This window comes from Anabaena sp. CCY 9613 (assembly GCF_963920895.1).
GTDB lineage: Bacteria > Cyanobacteriota > Cyanobacteriia > Cyanobacteriales > Nostocaceae > Cyanocohniella.
Genome location: NZ_CAWUDE010000002.1, coordinates 282,423 through 297,659 on the forward strand (window position 1 = coordinate 282,423; position 15,237 = coordinate 297,659).

General features: G+C 41.5%; 11 protein-coding genes. 8 read left to right on the forward strand and 3 right to left on the reverse strand.

Annotation, left to right across the window (positions count from 1 at the left end; translation table 11 throughout):
- The first annotated feature begins 16 nt into the window (after positions 1-16).
- The 5 genes from ACM0OT_RS03060 (at position 17) to ACM0OT_RS03080 (ending at position 7,990) form a co-directional block, all read left to right on the forward strand.
- Positions 17-1,609, forward strand: coding sequence for a TrbI/VirB10 family protein (locus tag ACM0OT_RS03060; protein ID WP_414562613.1), 1,593 nt, complete (start codon positions 17-19; stop codon positions 1,607-1,609).
- A gap of 76 nt (positions 1,610-1,685) precedes the next feature.
- A complete protein-coding gene (locus tag ACM0OT_RS03065) occupies positions 1,686-2,219 on the forward strand; it encodes a hypothetical protein (RefSeq protein WP_414562615.1) in 534 nt (177 codons plus the stop codon).
- Between the two features lie 353 nt (positions 2,220-2,572).
- Entirely contained in the window at positions 2,573-5,134 is a 2,562-nt protein-coding gene (locus tag ACM0OT_RS03070; RefSeq protein WP_414562617.1) for a GAF domain-containing protein, read from the forward strand.
- 130 nt (positions 5,135-5,264) lie between these two features.
- Positions 5,265-5,705, forward strand: coding sequence for a response regulator (locus ACM0OT_RS03075; RefSeq protein ID WP_414562619.1), 441 nt, complete (start codon positions 5,265-5,267; stop codon positions 5,703-5,705).
- 5 nt (positions 5,706-5,710) lie between these two features.
- Positions 5,711-7,990 (forward strand): response regulator, encoded by a 2,280-nt coding sequence (locus ACM0OT_RS03080; protein ID WP_414562621.1) that lies wholly within the window; start codon positions 5,711-5,713, stop codon positions 7,988-7,990.
- An 8-nt stretch (positions 7,991-7,998) separates the two neighbouring features.
- On the opposite strand, the gene ACM0OT_RS03085 is transcribed toward ACM0OT_RS03080, so the two are convergent.
- The gene (locus ACM0OT_RS03085) at positions 7,999-8,421 is read right to left on the reverse strand and encodes a Fur family transcriptional regulator (RefSeq protein ID WP_414562853.1); all 423 of its coding nucleotides are present in this window, start codon (positions 8,419-8,421) and stop codon (positions 7,999-8,001) included.
- A gap of 200 nt (positions 8,422-8,621) precedes the next feature.
- On the opposite strand from ACM0OT_RS03085, the gene ACM0OT_RS03090 reads away from it, so the two are divergent.
- The 3 genes from ACM0OT_RS03090 (at position 8,622) to ACM0OT_RS03100 (ending at position 12,900) form a co-directional block, all read left to right on the forward strand.
- On the forward strand, positions 8,622-9,170 hold the full coding sequence (locus ACM0OT_RS03090; protein ID WP_414562623.1) for a peroxiredoxin: 549 nt from the start codon (positions 8,622-8,624) through the stop codon (positions 9,168-9,170).
- A gap of 153 nt (positions 9,171-9,323) precedes the next feature.
- Positions 9,324-10,679, forward strand: a complete 1,356-nt coding sequence (gene gor / locus ACM0OT_RS03095; protein WP_414562625.1) for a glutathione-disulfide reductase — start codon at positions 9,324-9,326, stop codon at positions 10,677-10,679.
- A gap of 313 nt (positions 10,680-10,992) precedes the next feature.
- Complete coding sequence (locus ACM0OT_RS03100) at positions 10,993-12,900, forward strand: ABC transporter ATP-binding protein (protein WP_414562627.1); 1,908 nt, start codon at positions 10,993-10,995, stop codon at positions 12,898-12,900.
- A gap of 460 nt (positions 12,901-13,360) precedes the next feature.
- Here ACM0OT_RS03100 and ACM0OT_RS03105 read toward each other — a convergent pair whose 3' ends face one another.
- Both ACM0OT_RS03105 and ACM0OT_RS03110 read right to left on the reverse strand, forming a co-directional pair.
- On the reverse strand, positions 13,361-14,338 hold the full coding sequence (locus ACM0OT_RS03105; protein WP_414562628.1) for a sucrase ferredoxin: 978 nt from the start codon (positions 14,336-14,338) through the stop codon (positions 13,361-13,363).
- A 115-nt stretch (positions 14,339-14,453) separates the two neighbouring features.
- On the reverse strand, positions 14,454-14,741 hold the full coding sequence (locus ACM0OT_RS03110) for a hypothetical protein (protein WP_414562630.1): 288 nt from the start codon (positions 14,739-14,741) through the stop codon (positions 14,454-14,456).
- Positions 14,742-15,237: the final 496 nt, after the last annotated feature.

The following is a 15,237-nucleotide window of genomic DNA, read 5'->3' on the forward strand; positions in this document are numbered from 1 at the left end:
AACCAAGCAATACATTATGACTTCTTATTCAATTCAGTCAGAACTTACCGCACAAAATTTCATTCAACCAATCGCTGATACCTATCAACCGGAAGTAGACTCTTTAGATTGGGAATCGAGGATGGCTAGATTGGTTGGCTTTCAAGAAGAAGCCCCAAAGGTCAAAGTTAACGAAGTAGAAGAAGCAGTCAGCGAGCAGCCACCAGAGCCTCAGCCCCAAGAAATTGCCACTCAACAACCTCTTTCATCCAACCCCTTTGCGAAATTATTGTTGGTGGCTGGTGCGACCTTGAGTGTAGTTTTAGTAGCTGGTTTGTTCTTATCACAGATGATGAACTCCAGCAATCAAAGACCCAGTAGTAATAATCTCGCGTCTTCTACAGCCCCATCACCACCAATTAGTGAACCCCGCCAGCAAAACTTAGAACAAGAAATAGAAACTCTCAAAACCAAATTAGCTCTTGCAGAACAATCACAAGCAATCACCGCAGCCCAACAAAATCTCAGAAATAGACCTGCTACAAGGGTAGAAACTGCACGGGTTAACACACCATCGCCTACCGTTACCAGAATACCCATACCTGTACAAACCGCCGCAGCACCACGGGTAGTTGAGCGCGTCGTGGAAAGACCTTACTCAGTTCCACCGACCTTACCCCCAATTGCAGTGGCTCCAACTCCTGCACCTGCTCCATTACCTGCTCCCGTACCGACTCCACCAGCAACTCCACCATCTCCACCAGACCCCCTTGAGGAATGGACAAGGTTAGCCAAATTAGGTAGTTATGGTCAAGTTGCTGTTACGGGCCAATCAAGTGTTCAAGCCGCTAGAAATACCCCAGAAAACATTCCTCCTAATAATTCTCATAATGCAGAAACACAACCAAATAACTACAACCCAGAGCCACCTCCACAGCAAGAGTCTTTAATCAGCCAAGCACAATCAGCCAACTCGAAATCCGTTAAAGCTGGTACTAGTGCCAAAGCTGTGTTAGCAACAGCTGTATTTGGTGAAACTACTAGAGCTAGAAATAATGAAGCCGATGAAAGCGCCAATATATTTGTTTTGCAGTTGAAAGAACCACTAAAAAATGCGGATGGCGAAGTTGTTTTACCTACCAATACCGAATTACTAGCGGAAATTAATTCTATTTCTGAACAAGGTTTGCTGCGGCTAAATGTGGTCAAAGTGATATCCCAAGAAAACGGCGAACTCACAGAAAGAAGCTTACCCAGCAATGCCCTAATTGTCCGCGCGCCCCAAGGTAGACCTTTAGTAGCCGATAAGTTTCCCGATAAAGGTTCATCTATAGCCGGGATGGATGCGGGACTATTCGTTTTGGGGGGTATTGGTAAAGCCGCAGAATTATTTAACCGGACTGATTCCCAAGTTGTCATCAACAATGGTGGTAGTACTCAAGTTACCAGCTCTAATCCCCAACGGAATCTAGCAGCGGGAATTGTGGAAGGTGGTTTAAACTCTGTAGTTCCCCAAATTTCCCAACGTAATCAACAAGCAATTTCCCAAATGATGCAACAAACTAATGTTTGGTATATACCAGCTGGCAAAGAAGTAGAAATATATGTTAACCGCATGATGCAGTTCTAATTTGTAATTGAGTCATTGATCATTGGTCATTAGGAAAATCAACTTTACCTACTCCCCTGCTATCCTATTTACAGTCATGAAACCTATTCACTTAGCCTCCCTAATTTTTTCTACAGCAATGTTATTGTTGACAGGTCGTGCTGTAGCTAACAACGCTGTTCTGCGTTCCATGTTTTCTTGCCAAGCACAAGGGTTAGGGGGAGTAGTACCAACTATCGCAGTTTCTTATCAGCAAGGTACCAATTTAAGCTTTCTTCCCACTGGTAAAACTATTAAAAAAGTTTGGTTAAATGACCCATCACAAGTAACGATGGATTTTGATGGGCCCATGTGTATGCAGTTTGGTGCAGAACGTAATTTTAATTCAGGCGATTGTAAAAATTCTGCCGCGAATGTTATTCACCTACGGCGTATTCCCCGGCTCAACATTCGGGGATTACCTAAGACTGATAATACTCTGTTAACCGTAATTACCGAAGATCAAGGGACGTCTAGTTTATATACTTTCAGAATACTTTATGAAGATACAGCGCCTGATTATCATACTCTAGCAATTTATCCAGATCCATCTTCTCCTGGAGGAGCAACTTGTGTCAGACCTCCACAATAGACTTATCCGCAAATCGCAAATTCTGAGTTTGGATTCAACAGGCGATCGCCCTCTTATCAAGATAAGTCTCATGCCTAAAATCTCTACTAAATAATAAATACACGCATTTTTATTACCCTGTGATCGCAATGACAATTTTTCTACTGGATATAATATTTAGTTCTTAACCCGAACTGACGTTTTCCTAATTCCCTAGCCTTGCCATCTCACCAAATTGGATTGCTCCCAGTTTTGGTTACTTGTTGTGTAAACTGTAGGCATGTGGGGTGGATGCCTAATAGCGCACATATTGTCACCAACATTTTTTTTAATTGGTATAAACTTTTAATTTTTTGCTCTTTTAATAAAACTTAATGAACACGGCATCGAATAATCAAGAAGCGGCGAGACTACAAGCTCTCCGTGAGTATCAGATTTTGGATACGGAACCGGAAGAAGTCTATGAAAATCTCGCCCAGTTAGCTGCTTTTATTTGTGGTACACCCATAGCCTTAGTCAATTTTATTGATGAAAATCGGCAATGGTTTAAAGCCAAACTAGGTTTAGATGTCCGGGAAATGCCCCGGAATGTTGGGTTATCTTACCTCTGCCAAGAGCGCCAGGATGTTGTGATCGTACCAGATGCTTGGGCTGATGAACGACTGGCAAAAAATCAGGTAGTAACTTGTGAGCCTTATGTACGCTTTTATGCAGGTGTACCCTTAATTACACCAAAGGGGTATATGTTGGGAACCCTATGTGTAATTGACAAGGTACCACGAGAGTTGAGTCAACAACAAGTAGACGCACTTGTGGCACTGAGTCGTTTAGTCATTAACCAACTGGAACTCAGACGTAATGTTTCTGAGGTATCGCGGATTAGTGAGGAATTAATTACCCAAGAGCAAGCAGCTAGGGCCACTGTGGAAGCTGCTAAAACTCGGATTACTAATATTCTTGAGAGTATTACTGATGCTTTTTTTGCCTTAGATGAAAAATCGCAGTTTACCTATGTCAACAGTCAAGCAGAAAGGTTGTTGCAGAAAACCCAAAATGAGCTATTGGGTAAAAACATCTGGGAAGCTTTACCTGCACTGGTAGGAACCAAATTTTACCATGAGTATCAGCGAGCGATCGCCACACAAGTGAGCGTGGAATTGGAAGAATTCTATTCGCCGCTTAACTGTTGGTTTAATGTTCACGCATACCCAGCACGAGATGGTATATCGGTGTATTTCCAAGATATTACCGAACGGCAGTATACAGCAGCAGCATTACGGGCTAGCGAAGAACGTTGGCACTTAGCTTTACATGGTAACAATGACGGGATTTGGGACTGGAATGTCACAACTAATGAAGTGTTCTTTTCCACTCGCTGGAAGGAAATGCTGGGATATGCAGACCATGAAATTCCCCATAATTGGGATGAATGGAAAAAACATGTCTATCCCGATGATTTAAATTGGGTACTGCAATCTATTCAGGATCACTTTGCCAAAAAAACACCGTTTTATGTGACCGAGCATCGTGTCTTATGCAAAAACGGCAGTTATAAATGGATTTTAGATCGGGGACAAGCACTCTGGGATGAAACGGGTAATGTGGTGCGGATGGTGGGTTCCCATACTGATATTACCGAACGTAAGCGGGCAGAAGAAGAATTAAAACGCCAAAATAGGCGATCGCAATTATTTGCAGAAATTACCCTGAAAATTCGTGAAAGTCTCCAACTAGCAGAAATTCTCCAAACTACTGTCAATGAAGTCCAAAATCTCCTGCAAGCTGACCGAGTATTAATTTTTCAACTAGCGGCTGATGGTTCAGGAACAGTAGTCCAAGAAGCGGTGCTACCTGGTTGGCCTGTGGTGCTGGGACACTATATTCTTGACCCCTGCTTCCAGCAAGATTACGTAGAAAAATATCGACAAGGCCGAGTCAGTGCCATTGTAGACATTGACAAAGCAAATATCCGAGACTGCCATCGCCAATTTTTGCAAAATTTTGGTGTCAAAGCTAACCTTGTAGTCCCGATTCGTGTCCGAGACGGCATTTGGGGTTTACTAATTGCTCATCAGTGCGCCACCCCTAGACAGTGGAACAACTTTGAATTGGAGTTACTACAACAGTTAGCCGACCAAATTGGTATTGCCTTATCTCAATCACAGCTATTAGAAAAAGAAATCCACCAAGCCCAAGAACTAGCTCGTTCTAATGCCGAACTAGAACAGTTTGCTTATGTAGCTTCCCATGATTTACAAGAACCACTACGAATGGTGACTAGTTATTTACAACTACTAGAACGCAAATATCACAATCAACTCGATGCCAATGCCGAACAGTTCATTACTTATGCTGTAGATGGGGCTCGCCGGATGCAGAGTTTGATTAATGATTTGTTGAACTATTCCCGTGTCACCAGTCGGGGACAGCCCTTTGTGGAAGTTGATGTTCAGGAAGTTTTTGACCGAGCGATCGCTAATCTCAAAATTGCTATTGAAGAATGTGGTGCCATAATCACCCATGACCCCCTACCCATAGTTATGGCTGATCCTACCCAACTTACCCAAGTGTTACAAAACTTAATTGGTAATGCCATTAAATTTCGGGGGAAATTACCACTAAAAATTCATCTGGCCGCAGTTAGAGGTTCAGATGAAACAGCACAAACAGATGAACACCTCCCAGTTCCCGCCAACGAATGGCTGTTCTCTGTATGTGATAACGGTATCGGCATAGAATCCCAATACGCTGAACGCATTTTTGTCATTTTTCAACGGTTGCACGGTAGAAGTAAGTACCCAGGTACTGGAATTGGGTTGGCAATATGTAGGAAGATTATAGAACGCCACGGCGGACGAATCTGGGTTGAGTCGGAACCGAGTCAAGGCTCGACTTTCTACTTCACAATTCCCGAAACACAAGTTAAAAGTGCTTGATATTGAATTAGGGAGGAGGATTCGGCAAAATCGGGGACCTCTCTGGGGATAAAGTGTAATGGGGATCAAAAAGTTCCAATTGATCCCATTACTCAATACCTAATACCAAATTCGGTAAACTATCGTAAAGATGACAGCAGCAATTATGCCCATTGAGGTTTTGTTAGTAGAAGATAATCCCGGCGATGCCCAATTGACACGCATCGCCTTGGAAGATAGCAAAATCTCAATTAACCTAAATGTGGTTGAGGATGGCGTAGAGGCCATGGCATTTTTACGCAAGGAAGACAAATATATTAAGGTTCCCCATCCAGATATTGTGCTGCTTGATTTAAACTTACCCCGAAAAGACGGGCGGGAGGTATTGGCGGAAATTAAAGCTGATCAAAATCTCAAGCGCATTCCTGTAGTTGTGTTGACCACATCTCAATCAGAAGAAGATATTCTCAAAGCTTATAACCTCTCGGCTAATTGCTTTATTACAAAGCCAGTTGATTTTGACCAATTCGTTAAAATTGTAAAATCCATCGAAAATTTTTGGTTTGCCATCGTAAAACTGCCACCGGAGTAATCAAAATGGCAGGTGCATTTATTAAAGTCTTATTAGTTGAAGATAATCCTGGTGATGTCTTTTTATTACAAGAGATATTACAAGAAGTAACTACAGTCCAAGTCGAGTTGCAGCCAGTGGAGCGACTCTCAGAAGCCCTTGAGTATTTAGCTCAAGATAGCTTTGATGTGATGTTGTTAGACCTATCGTTACCCGATAGCCAGGGACTAGAAACCTTTGTCAGAGCAACTCGGAAGGCGAAAGCAACTCCGATTATTGTGCTAACGGGGATCAATGATGAAACCCTAGCACTGCGGGCAATGCAAGAAGGCGCTCAAGATTATTTAGTCAAAGGTCAAGTGAATGGCGACTTACTAGTACGCTCCATGCGCTACGCCATTGAACGTCAAAGTTCAGAAAATGCCCTGCGCCAGAGTGAAGAAAGATTTCGGGTTGCCCTGAAAAATTCTCCTATATTTGTTTTTAACCAAGACAGAAATTTAAATTATACCTGGGTTTATAACCCCATTCCTGGGTGGACAGTTGAAGAAATGTTGGGTAAAGATGACTTCGATCTGATCCCAGTTAAAGATGCCCAACGTCTAACGGCTATTAAACATAGTGTGCTGAGTAACGGCATCGGTACTAGGGAGGAAGTATCTATCACTACTCCCCAAGGAACCCGTTATTACGATTTGACTGTTGAGCCATTACGGAATGAGTCCCAGGAAATCATCGGCATCACTTGTGCAAGTATCGATATTAGCGAACAGCAAGCTGCACTTCAAGAACGCAAGCTGGCCGAAGCCAAAATTCGTGAACAAGCAGCATTATTAGATATCACCACTGATGCCATTTGTGTGCGCGATTTAGAAAACCTGATTCTCTTTTGGAATCAAGGCGCAGAAAATCTTTATGGCTGGCAGGCTGAAGAAACTCTGGGTAGAAATGTCAATGAGTTTCTTTATAATGAAACCTCTCAAGAAGTTCAAGTGGCTTTGTTAAATGTGATTACCAAAGGTAAATGGCAAGGCGAACTTACTAAAGTCACTAAAGCAGGGAAAGAAGTTTTAGTAGCCAGTCGTTGGAGTTTGGTACGCGATCCCCAGGGACAACCGAAATCAATTCTCATCGTTGATACGGATATTACTGAGAAGAAGCATTTAGAATCTCAATTATTTCGCGCTCAACGCTTAGAAAGCATTGGCACTTTAGCTAGTGGTATTGCTCACGACCTCAACAATATTTTGACGCCAATTCTCGCCGGAGCGCAACTACTACCGTTAAAGTTCCCCGATGCTGATGAGCGGACTCAGCGACTGTTGGAAATTCTGGAAATTAACGCTAGACGAGGAGCCGATTTAGTCAAGCAAGTGTTGTCGTTTGCTAGGGGTGTAGAAGGTAAGCGCATCACTTTGCAAGTGAGACACCTGATTGTGGAAGTATCAAAAATTCTCAAAGAAACCTTCCCCAAATCCATCGAAATTTCTACTGATATCCCCCACGACTTATGGATGGTGTCTGGAGATAGTACCCAATTGCATCAGGTACTAATGAACTTATGCGTCAATGCCCGCGATGCTATGCCCAATGGTGGCACTTTAAGCATCTCTGCGGAAAATGTATGGCTAGACGAAAATTACGTTCAAATGAATCTGGAAGCCCAAGAAGGACTATATATAGTAATTACGGTTTCGGATACTGGAACTGGTATTTCCGAGGAAGTCTTAGATAGAATTTTTGAACCATTTTTTACTACCAAACCCGTAGGACAAGGCACCGGTTTAGGTCTTTCTACCGTCATTGGCATCACCAAAAGCCACGGTGGTTTCGTAAATGTTTATAGTGAAATGGGACGTGGTACCAGTTTTAAGGTGTATTTGCCAGCAGTCGGGGAAACCGAAACACCCATTCCCGAAGATTTAACAACATCCATAGGACATGGGGAATTAATTTTGATTGTCGATGATGAGGCTTCGATTCAGGATATTACCCGCATATCGCTGGAAACGCACCAATACCAAACCATGATTGCTGGTGATGGCATCGAGGCGATCGCCCTATATGCTAAATATGCAGACAAAATTAGTGCTGTACTGATGGATATCATGTTGCCTTCATTAGATGGAATAATTGCTATCCGCACCTTGCAAAAAATCAACCCCCAGGTGAAAATCATTGCCACCAGCGGTCTGATGTCCAAAAGTAGGTTAGGGGAAGTGATGAACACTGGTACGCAGACATTTCTACCAAAGCCCTACACTATCAACGAATTGCTACTAGCTTTACATAAAGTCCTCAAGTAGCCCCTAGCCTATTCTACATGACAGCGATCGCACCAACCCCGCACAATTACTTCATAGCTTTCGCCGCGCACACCAGGTCCTAACTTCTGCATATCTATGCATTGGAAAGTTTCCCAAGCAATATCTTCAATGGCCCCACAACGGTGACAACAAAAGTGATGATGGGGTTCAACCTTCGCATCATAGCGACAAACCCCCTCTTCTAGCAGCACCTCCCGCACCAGTCCCACTTCTCGCAGGGCTTGTAACGAACTATATATAGTCGCCTGAGATGACACTGGAAAATCTTTATTGAGATCCGCCAGGATAATTTCAACTGTGGGGTGGTCTGCTCGAGATAACAAATTTGCATAGACTGCAAACCGCTGAGGAGTCACCCTCAAACCCTTGGATTTTAAGGTTTGAATAATTGTGTGTGCCTCTTGCTGCATATTTGCTGCTACATCTTGCCTGTTAATGATTTGTGCTTCTATTATAATCGCCACCAGTAATTAATTAATATTATGTTTTAATTAATCAAATAAATAAGTATTTATAACTATTGAGTTTTTCTTAAATCAGAATTATTCTGAGATGGTGTAAGCGACATGCAATCACAAACTAAAAAACTAACTCATCAATCAAGATTAATATGGCTGTTATCGAAAGAGTTCCCGACGTTGTATTTAAAACCCGCGTGCGAGATGAGTCTATTTCTGGCCCCAACCCTTATCGCTGGGAAGACCGCACAACTCAAGACATTTTCGGTGGCAAGCGTGTTGTAGTGTTTTCACTACCTGGAGCTTTTACACCCACCTGTTCTACCTCCCACCTTCCCCGCTATGAAGAACTCTATGACGAGTTCAAAGCCCTGGGAGTTGATGAAATAGTATGTGTATCTGTAAATGATGCCTTTGTCATGTTCCAGTGGGGCAAACAGCAAGGCGCACAAAAAGTATTTTTACTCCCTGACGGCAATGGCGAATTCACCCGTAGAATGGGGATGTTAGTTGATAAATCCAACCTAGGCTTCGGAATGCGTTCTTGGCGCTATTCGATGGTAGTCAATGACGGCAAAATCGAAAAGATTTTTACTGAGGCAGGCCACACTGATAACTGCCCCACCGATCCTTTTGAAGTTTCGGATGCCGACACCATGTTGGGTTACCTCAAAGAAGCTAGAACAGCTGCCGCTGTGTAACGTTTTTAGGGAATGGGTACGAAAATAGAAGCAGGGGGGCAGGGAGTAGGGGGCAGGGGAGAAAAACTTCCCAGTCCCCATTGCCCTTTATCCCCAGAGGGGGCCCCGATTTCCCCATTCCCCTATATTGAAAATCTAAAACTTGAGGGACACATGAAGCACGATTTCGATTTAGTTGTAATTGGTGCAGGGTCTGGTGGCATTGCAACCGCCAGACGATCTGCCGAATATGGTGCCAAAGTAGGGGTTGCTGAGTTTGATAGACTAGGCGGAACCTGCGTAAATCGTGGCTGTGTCCCCAAAAAGTTAATGGTCTACGCTTCCCACTTTCCAGAACTGTTTGCAGATGCCCAAGGATATGGCTGGAGTGCAGTCAAGAGTTCTCTAGATTGGGAAAAAATGATTACGGCGGTCAACGATGAAGTGACTCGTCTGAATGGCATTTATCAACGAATGCTGGATAACTCCAAAGTGGAAATTTTGCAGGGTTATGGCAAGTTTATTGATGCTCATACAATTCAGGTAGGGGAACGTCAAGTCACCGCCGACAAGATATTAATTGCTGTGGGTGGGCGTCCTGTAAAGCCAGATATTCCCGGTATTGAATATGCCATGACCTCCGATGATATTTTCCACCTCAAACAACAACCAAAACGCATCGTAATTTTGGGAGGAGGTTACATCGGTTCGGAATTTGCTTGTATTCTCAATGGGCTGGGAAGCGAAGTTACCCAAGTGATTCGTCATGACAAAATTTTACGTGGTTTCGATGAAGATTTGCAGACTGAAATTCAGCAAGCAATGGGTAACCACGGCATTCGGATTCTCAACAACTCCCAATTAACGAAAATAGAGAAAAGCGACACAGGCCTTCTAGTAAAAGTTCGCAAAGATGGTGATGGGGAAGAGACGGTAGTTGTGGATGCAGTGAGTTTAGCAGCCACCGGTCGCAAACCCAATACCCAAAAACTGGGCTTGGAAAACACCAAAGTCCAGCTAGACGATAATGGAGCAATTATAGTTGATGAATACAGTCAAACTGCTGAAGATAATATCTATGCAGTGGGCGATTGTACAGACAACATTAATTTAACTCCCGTAGCCATTAATGAAGGTCGAGCGTTAGCAGATACAGTCTTTGGCAACAAGTCGCGCACCATGAGTTATGAGAATGTGCCCACCGCCATTTTTACCACACCAGAAGCGGCCACTGTTGGTTTAACAGAAGCGGAAGCCAGAGAAAAATATGGTGATGCGGTGAAGGTTTACCGTAGTCGCTTTCGCCCGATGTACTACACATTGGCTGGTAAAGAGGAAAAAACCATGATGAAATTAGTGGTTGACCAGAACACCGATAAAGTGGTAGGGGCACATATGGTGGGAACTGGGGCCGCAGAGATTATTCAAGGAGTAGCGATCGCAGTTAAGATGGGTGCTACTAAAGCTAATTTTGATGCCACAGTGGGAATCCATCCTACTTCTGCTGAAGAATTTGTGACTATGCGCTGAAGCTGATCAGCTAAATAAATTTGAAAATGCCCTATATCTACTGATATGAGGGCATTTTTTGCAAAATATATGATGTGACCATGAAGCGATCGCACTTCTGTTGATCATGTTAGTATAATTACATATTTATTGTGCTATAAATACTACAATTTTAAATTTCTTCAAGGCAATTACCTCCGGTACGCTCTGCGAATTACCTATCGCTTTGAGCTATCGTCCAATCTTCCATACATAGCATCAAAGCATCAGTGAGAATGCTACATTAAGAAAACGTGTTTTTCCTATTGCAAAAATTAATATAATTGCTCTTACTATGAGCATCTACCAGACCTTAAAAAAATCTTATAGACAAAACCGCTGGGGTAACAGTGACTGGCGGTTGTTTTTACGTCTAGTGCCTTATGCCCGTCGCAGTGGACTATTGCTGACACTGGCAATGGTGTTACTTGTGCCCATTGCATTAGCTAACGCTGTACAACCACTGCTGATTGGCCAGGTGATTTCTTTAATTCGCAACGAACCCAGCACTTATGAGTTTCTCAGGAATCGCCCCTTGTCGCAAGGGCTAAATATCCTGCAAGTAATCATTTTAATTGCGATCGCCATCCGATTGCTCTTAAATGGTGTTCAAGGTTATCTCTTACAGAAGCTGGGACAAAAAATCACAGCCGCCATCCGCCAAGACTTATTTCATCATGTGACATCTCTAGCGGTGCGTTTCTTTGATCGGACACCCATCGGTAAATTAATTACTCGACTCACCAGTGATGTAGAAGTCCTGGGGGATGTTTTTTCCACTGGGGCTATCGGTATTATCTCCAATGTGTTTACCATGCTGGTAATCATCGGGATTATGCTGTCTATTGAGTGGAAACTTGCTTGCTTGCTGCTGGTGATGTTATTGCCCATCACTTGGTTAATCATTATCTTTCAGCAACAATACCGTAAAGCCAATTATAAAGCGCGGGAAGAACTGTCTGCTCTAAACTCCCAACTACAAGAGAATGTGGTTGGCATTAATGTCGTACAGTTGTTCCGCCGAGAAAGATTCAATGCTGAATTGTTTCGCCACACTAACAAACGCTATACCCAGCAGGTAGATCAAACCATCTTTTATGATTCATCGGTTTCGGCTACCCTAGAATGGATTGGACTAGTTGCGATCGCTGGAGTTCTTTGGCTAGGTGGTTGGTTGCTTTTAGGCGAAGATCTCACATTTGGAGTGTTATCTGCGTTTATTTTATATGCCCAACGCTTATTTGACCCTTTAAGAGATTTTGCCGAAAAATTCACCGTTATTCAAGCAGGCTTCACTGCCATTGAACGGATTACCGACATTTTAGATGAACCGATAGAAATCAAAGATGCCACTAAGGTTGAGAACTTAGATTCAGAGACTGATCACAACCTTTCCATCATTGATTCTCGACTTGGTTACATAGATGAAATTATTGCCAGTTTGGAATCTCAAGACTTCACTACTTCACAGGAATTGGGAGAAATTCGCTTTGAACACGTCTGGTTTGCCTATAAAGATGATGATTATGTCATTAAAGACTTAGACTTGATTATTCATCCAGGTGAAAAAGTGGCATTAGTAGGCCCTACTGGTGCCGGTAAAAGTTCGATTATTCGTCTTTTGTGCCGACTTTACGAACCCACAAAAGGCAGGATTTTAGTTGATGGTATCGATATCCGAGATTTACCACAAGCAGACTTACGGCGTTACATGGCGGTAATTTTGCAGGAAGGCTTTGTGTTTGCGGGTAATGTCAAAAGCAACATCACTTTAGGTGATAGCTACACTTTTGATGCCATTAAACAAGCTGCAAATAACACAAATATTGCTGAGTTTATTGAGCAATTACCTCAAGGTTACAATACTCAACTGCGACAACGAGGTACAAATATTTCTAGTGGTCAAAAACAACTTTTAGCTTTTGCTCGTGCTGCAATTCGCAATCCCCAAATTTTGGTACTGGATGAAGCCACCGCTAGTTTAGACGTGAGTACAGAAGCTTTAGTGCAAGAGGCATTAAACAAACTTTTGGTAAAACGTACAGCCATTATTATTGCTCACCGTCTATCAACAATTCGCAATGTAGATCGAATTTTGGTATTGAAACGAGGCGAATTAATTGAACAGGGAAGTCATGAGGAATTGTTGCAACAGGGAGGATTGTACGCTACTTTACATAATTTGCAAATGTTGGGTACTTAGGATGGGAAATTAAATAAGATCCAAAATTTTTAGGTTGGGTTGACATCAGGAAACCCAATATTTTTATCAGCTTTAGGTTTCGCGTTATATTGCTTCGCAACGCTGACGCGAATAAACCAACCTACTTTTATTGCCATTTATTGGCGTTCATCAGTGTGTAACCCAACATCCAGGGCGAACGCATCTAAACTTATTAATTATTCTTACTGGATTAATTTATAAATAGCCATAAATATACAGCGCTTTGCAAGTAAATGAGGCACAAACTTGTATATTTTAAATCTTGTAGGGTGGGCATCTTGCCCGCCATTGTATCCCTCACTGCTACGAAATCTGCTGTAATTTGTAGAAAATCACCAATGATTCAAGGCTTTACATAAGATGATTTGAAACAAACTTATTTTTTTACAATAATTATTTGGTAGATAGCAACCCTTAAATGAGTTGTTAACTTAGCTTTTTATATACTATAAGTTGCCACTTTATTACAGACAATGCCTAGTCTATCTACAACATATTTAACAATTACAGAATCTTCTTTAGAATTACAAGAACTCTTCAGTTTTAGCGTCTTAGTTTGATCTTTAATCAGTTGAGCTTGATACGTGGATAGAGAACCACAGGGTTCTTCAAATGTTAATTCAGCTAATATCGTATTATTATCTAAACTTTGCTGAATGATTTTGCCGGCTACTTTGTAATTAAACCAGTTCCATCCATGACAAAGCATTAGTTCTTTTTCTAATATCTGAAGGGGATTTGGGATAATCCCCCAGCCTCGGTATACTTTATTTAGGCATTGAATATCACCTGTATGTGTCAAAATTGACTGAAATGATTCTTGATCTAGAAACCCGTAATATCTGCCATTAGGAAAGTCTATAGCTGTTGGTGCAAATCGATGTCCACCCAAATGACTAGATTTCCAAATCCGCATATTATCCAATGCCAAATTAGTAATACTAGCAGCTGCATGAAAATAAAAAGGATTACCATATCTAGCACAGCACTGATCATGGCTACCGTGGGTACAGACTAAAATATCTCTGGTGATGTTTGTTTCTGTTTCTGCATCAGGCATTTTGCCCCACAAGCATTGTTTGACTACAGCGGCTACTTGCTCAATATGTGGTAGTTTGAATTCGTGTTTTTGGAATCCACTACTTAGCCCCTCTTGTTTTTGATAAATCAACAGAGTTGTATAGTCTACTTTATGGGACACATCATTAGCAATCAACAAAAACCTGACGGGCAATTTAGCACGAGATACTTCTTCTACCAACTTTTGTAAATTGCTGGGAACCCATTTAGAATTAAAGGCATTATATGTCCACGGTTGAGGACATTCCACTAAAATATAAGTTTGGTAATTGGTAGCACTACCAATAATATCTTCTCCTACTTCTCGCGCATGGTCAGAACAAAAAAAAGTATTCATCGAACTTTACTCATTAGTTAATTTTTTGGACAAAGGACTATGAAAAGGTGATATTGTTATCTTGGCTACAATATCTTCAACTCGAAAAATAAACGAGAATAATCTGCATTTACTGCTAAAAACTAGGTAGCCACGTTATAACATCATTTTCACTAAACGTCTTTTTGGTTAATAAAATTTCCATATTGGTGTCAACTAATCTTGGGAGAGATATTACCGTAAATTGAAAATTAATTTTGTATTGTTTCTTATCTAGCAGGGCAAAAAAAATGACTTGTGGGAGTGCTGATGCTCTGAATTTATTATTAGCAGCAATATCACAATAACTTTTGGTTTCTGTGTGCTGAAGGAAATAGTCTCGTATGTACTTTATAGCTACTTGATACATTTCAGGAGTTCCCATAAATCTTTGACATATCTAGCTATTATCTTGATATCAATATCCCAGATCTGACGTATACAGCACTTTTGTAAGTAATTTGGTGGTTTAGCTAACCATTTCCATCTGTAGAAATCTTTGTGAATATACATTCCTAAGCTGAGATTGCATAACCTTAATAGTTGATTTTGCGTAAATTCCCGGATAAAATCTGCTTGATTTAGCCGACGTTGTGGGAATATTGCTATGACACTGGGTACTTTTAATATAACAAAAAATAAGTTCATGTTGCAAATAATTCTCAATTAACAAGCAAAAAAATAAAATATTATAGTTTATAAGCAATGATCTATACAATTTATTTGTAGTCTGTAAATTATATAAATAAAGCTTATATTATCTCATCTACTGAAAGGTAGTACTACTAGGAGGAAGTCTCAAAAACTTTTTTACAAGAGTATCCTTATTAACGCCTGACGGTACTAGAGCTATTTAGATGTATTTCAGGTTGATATCTCGA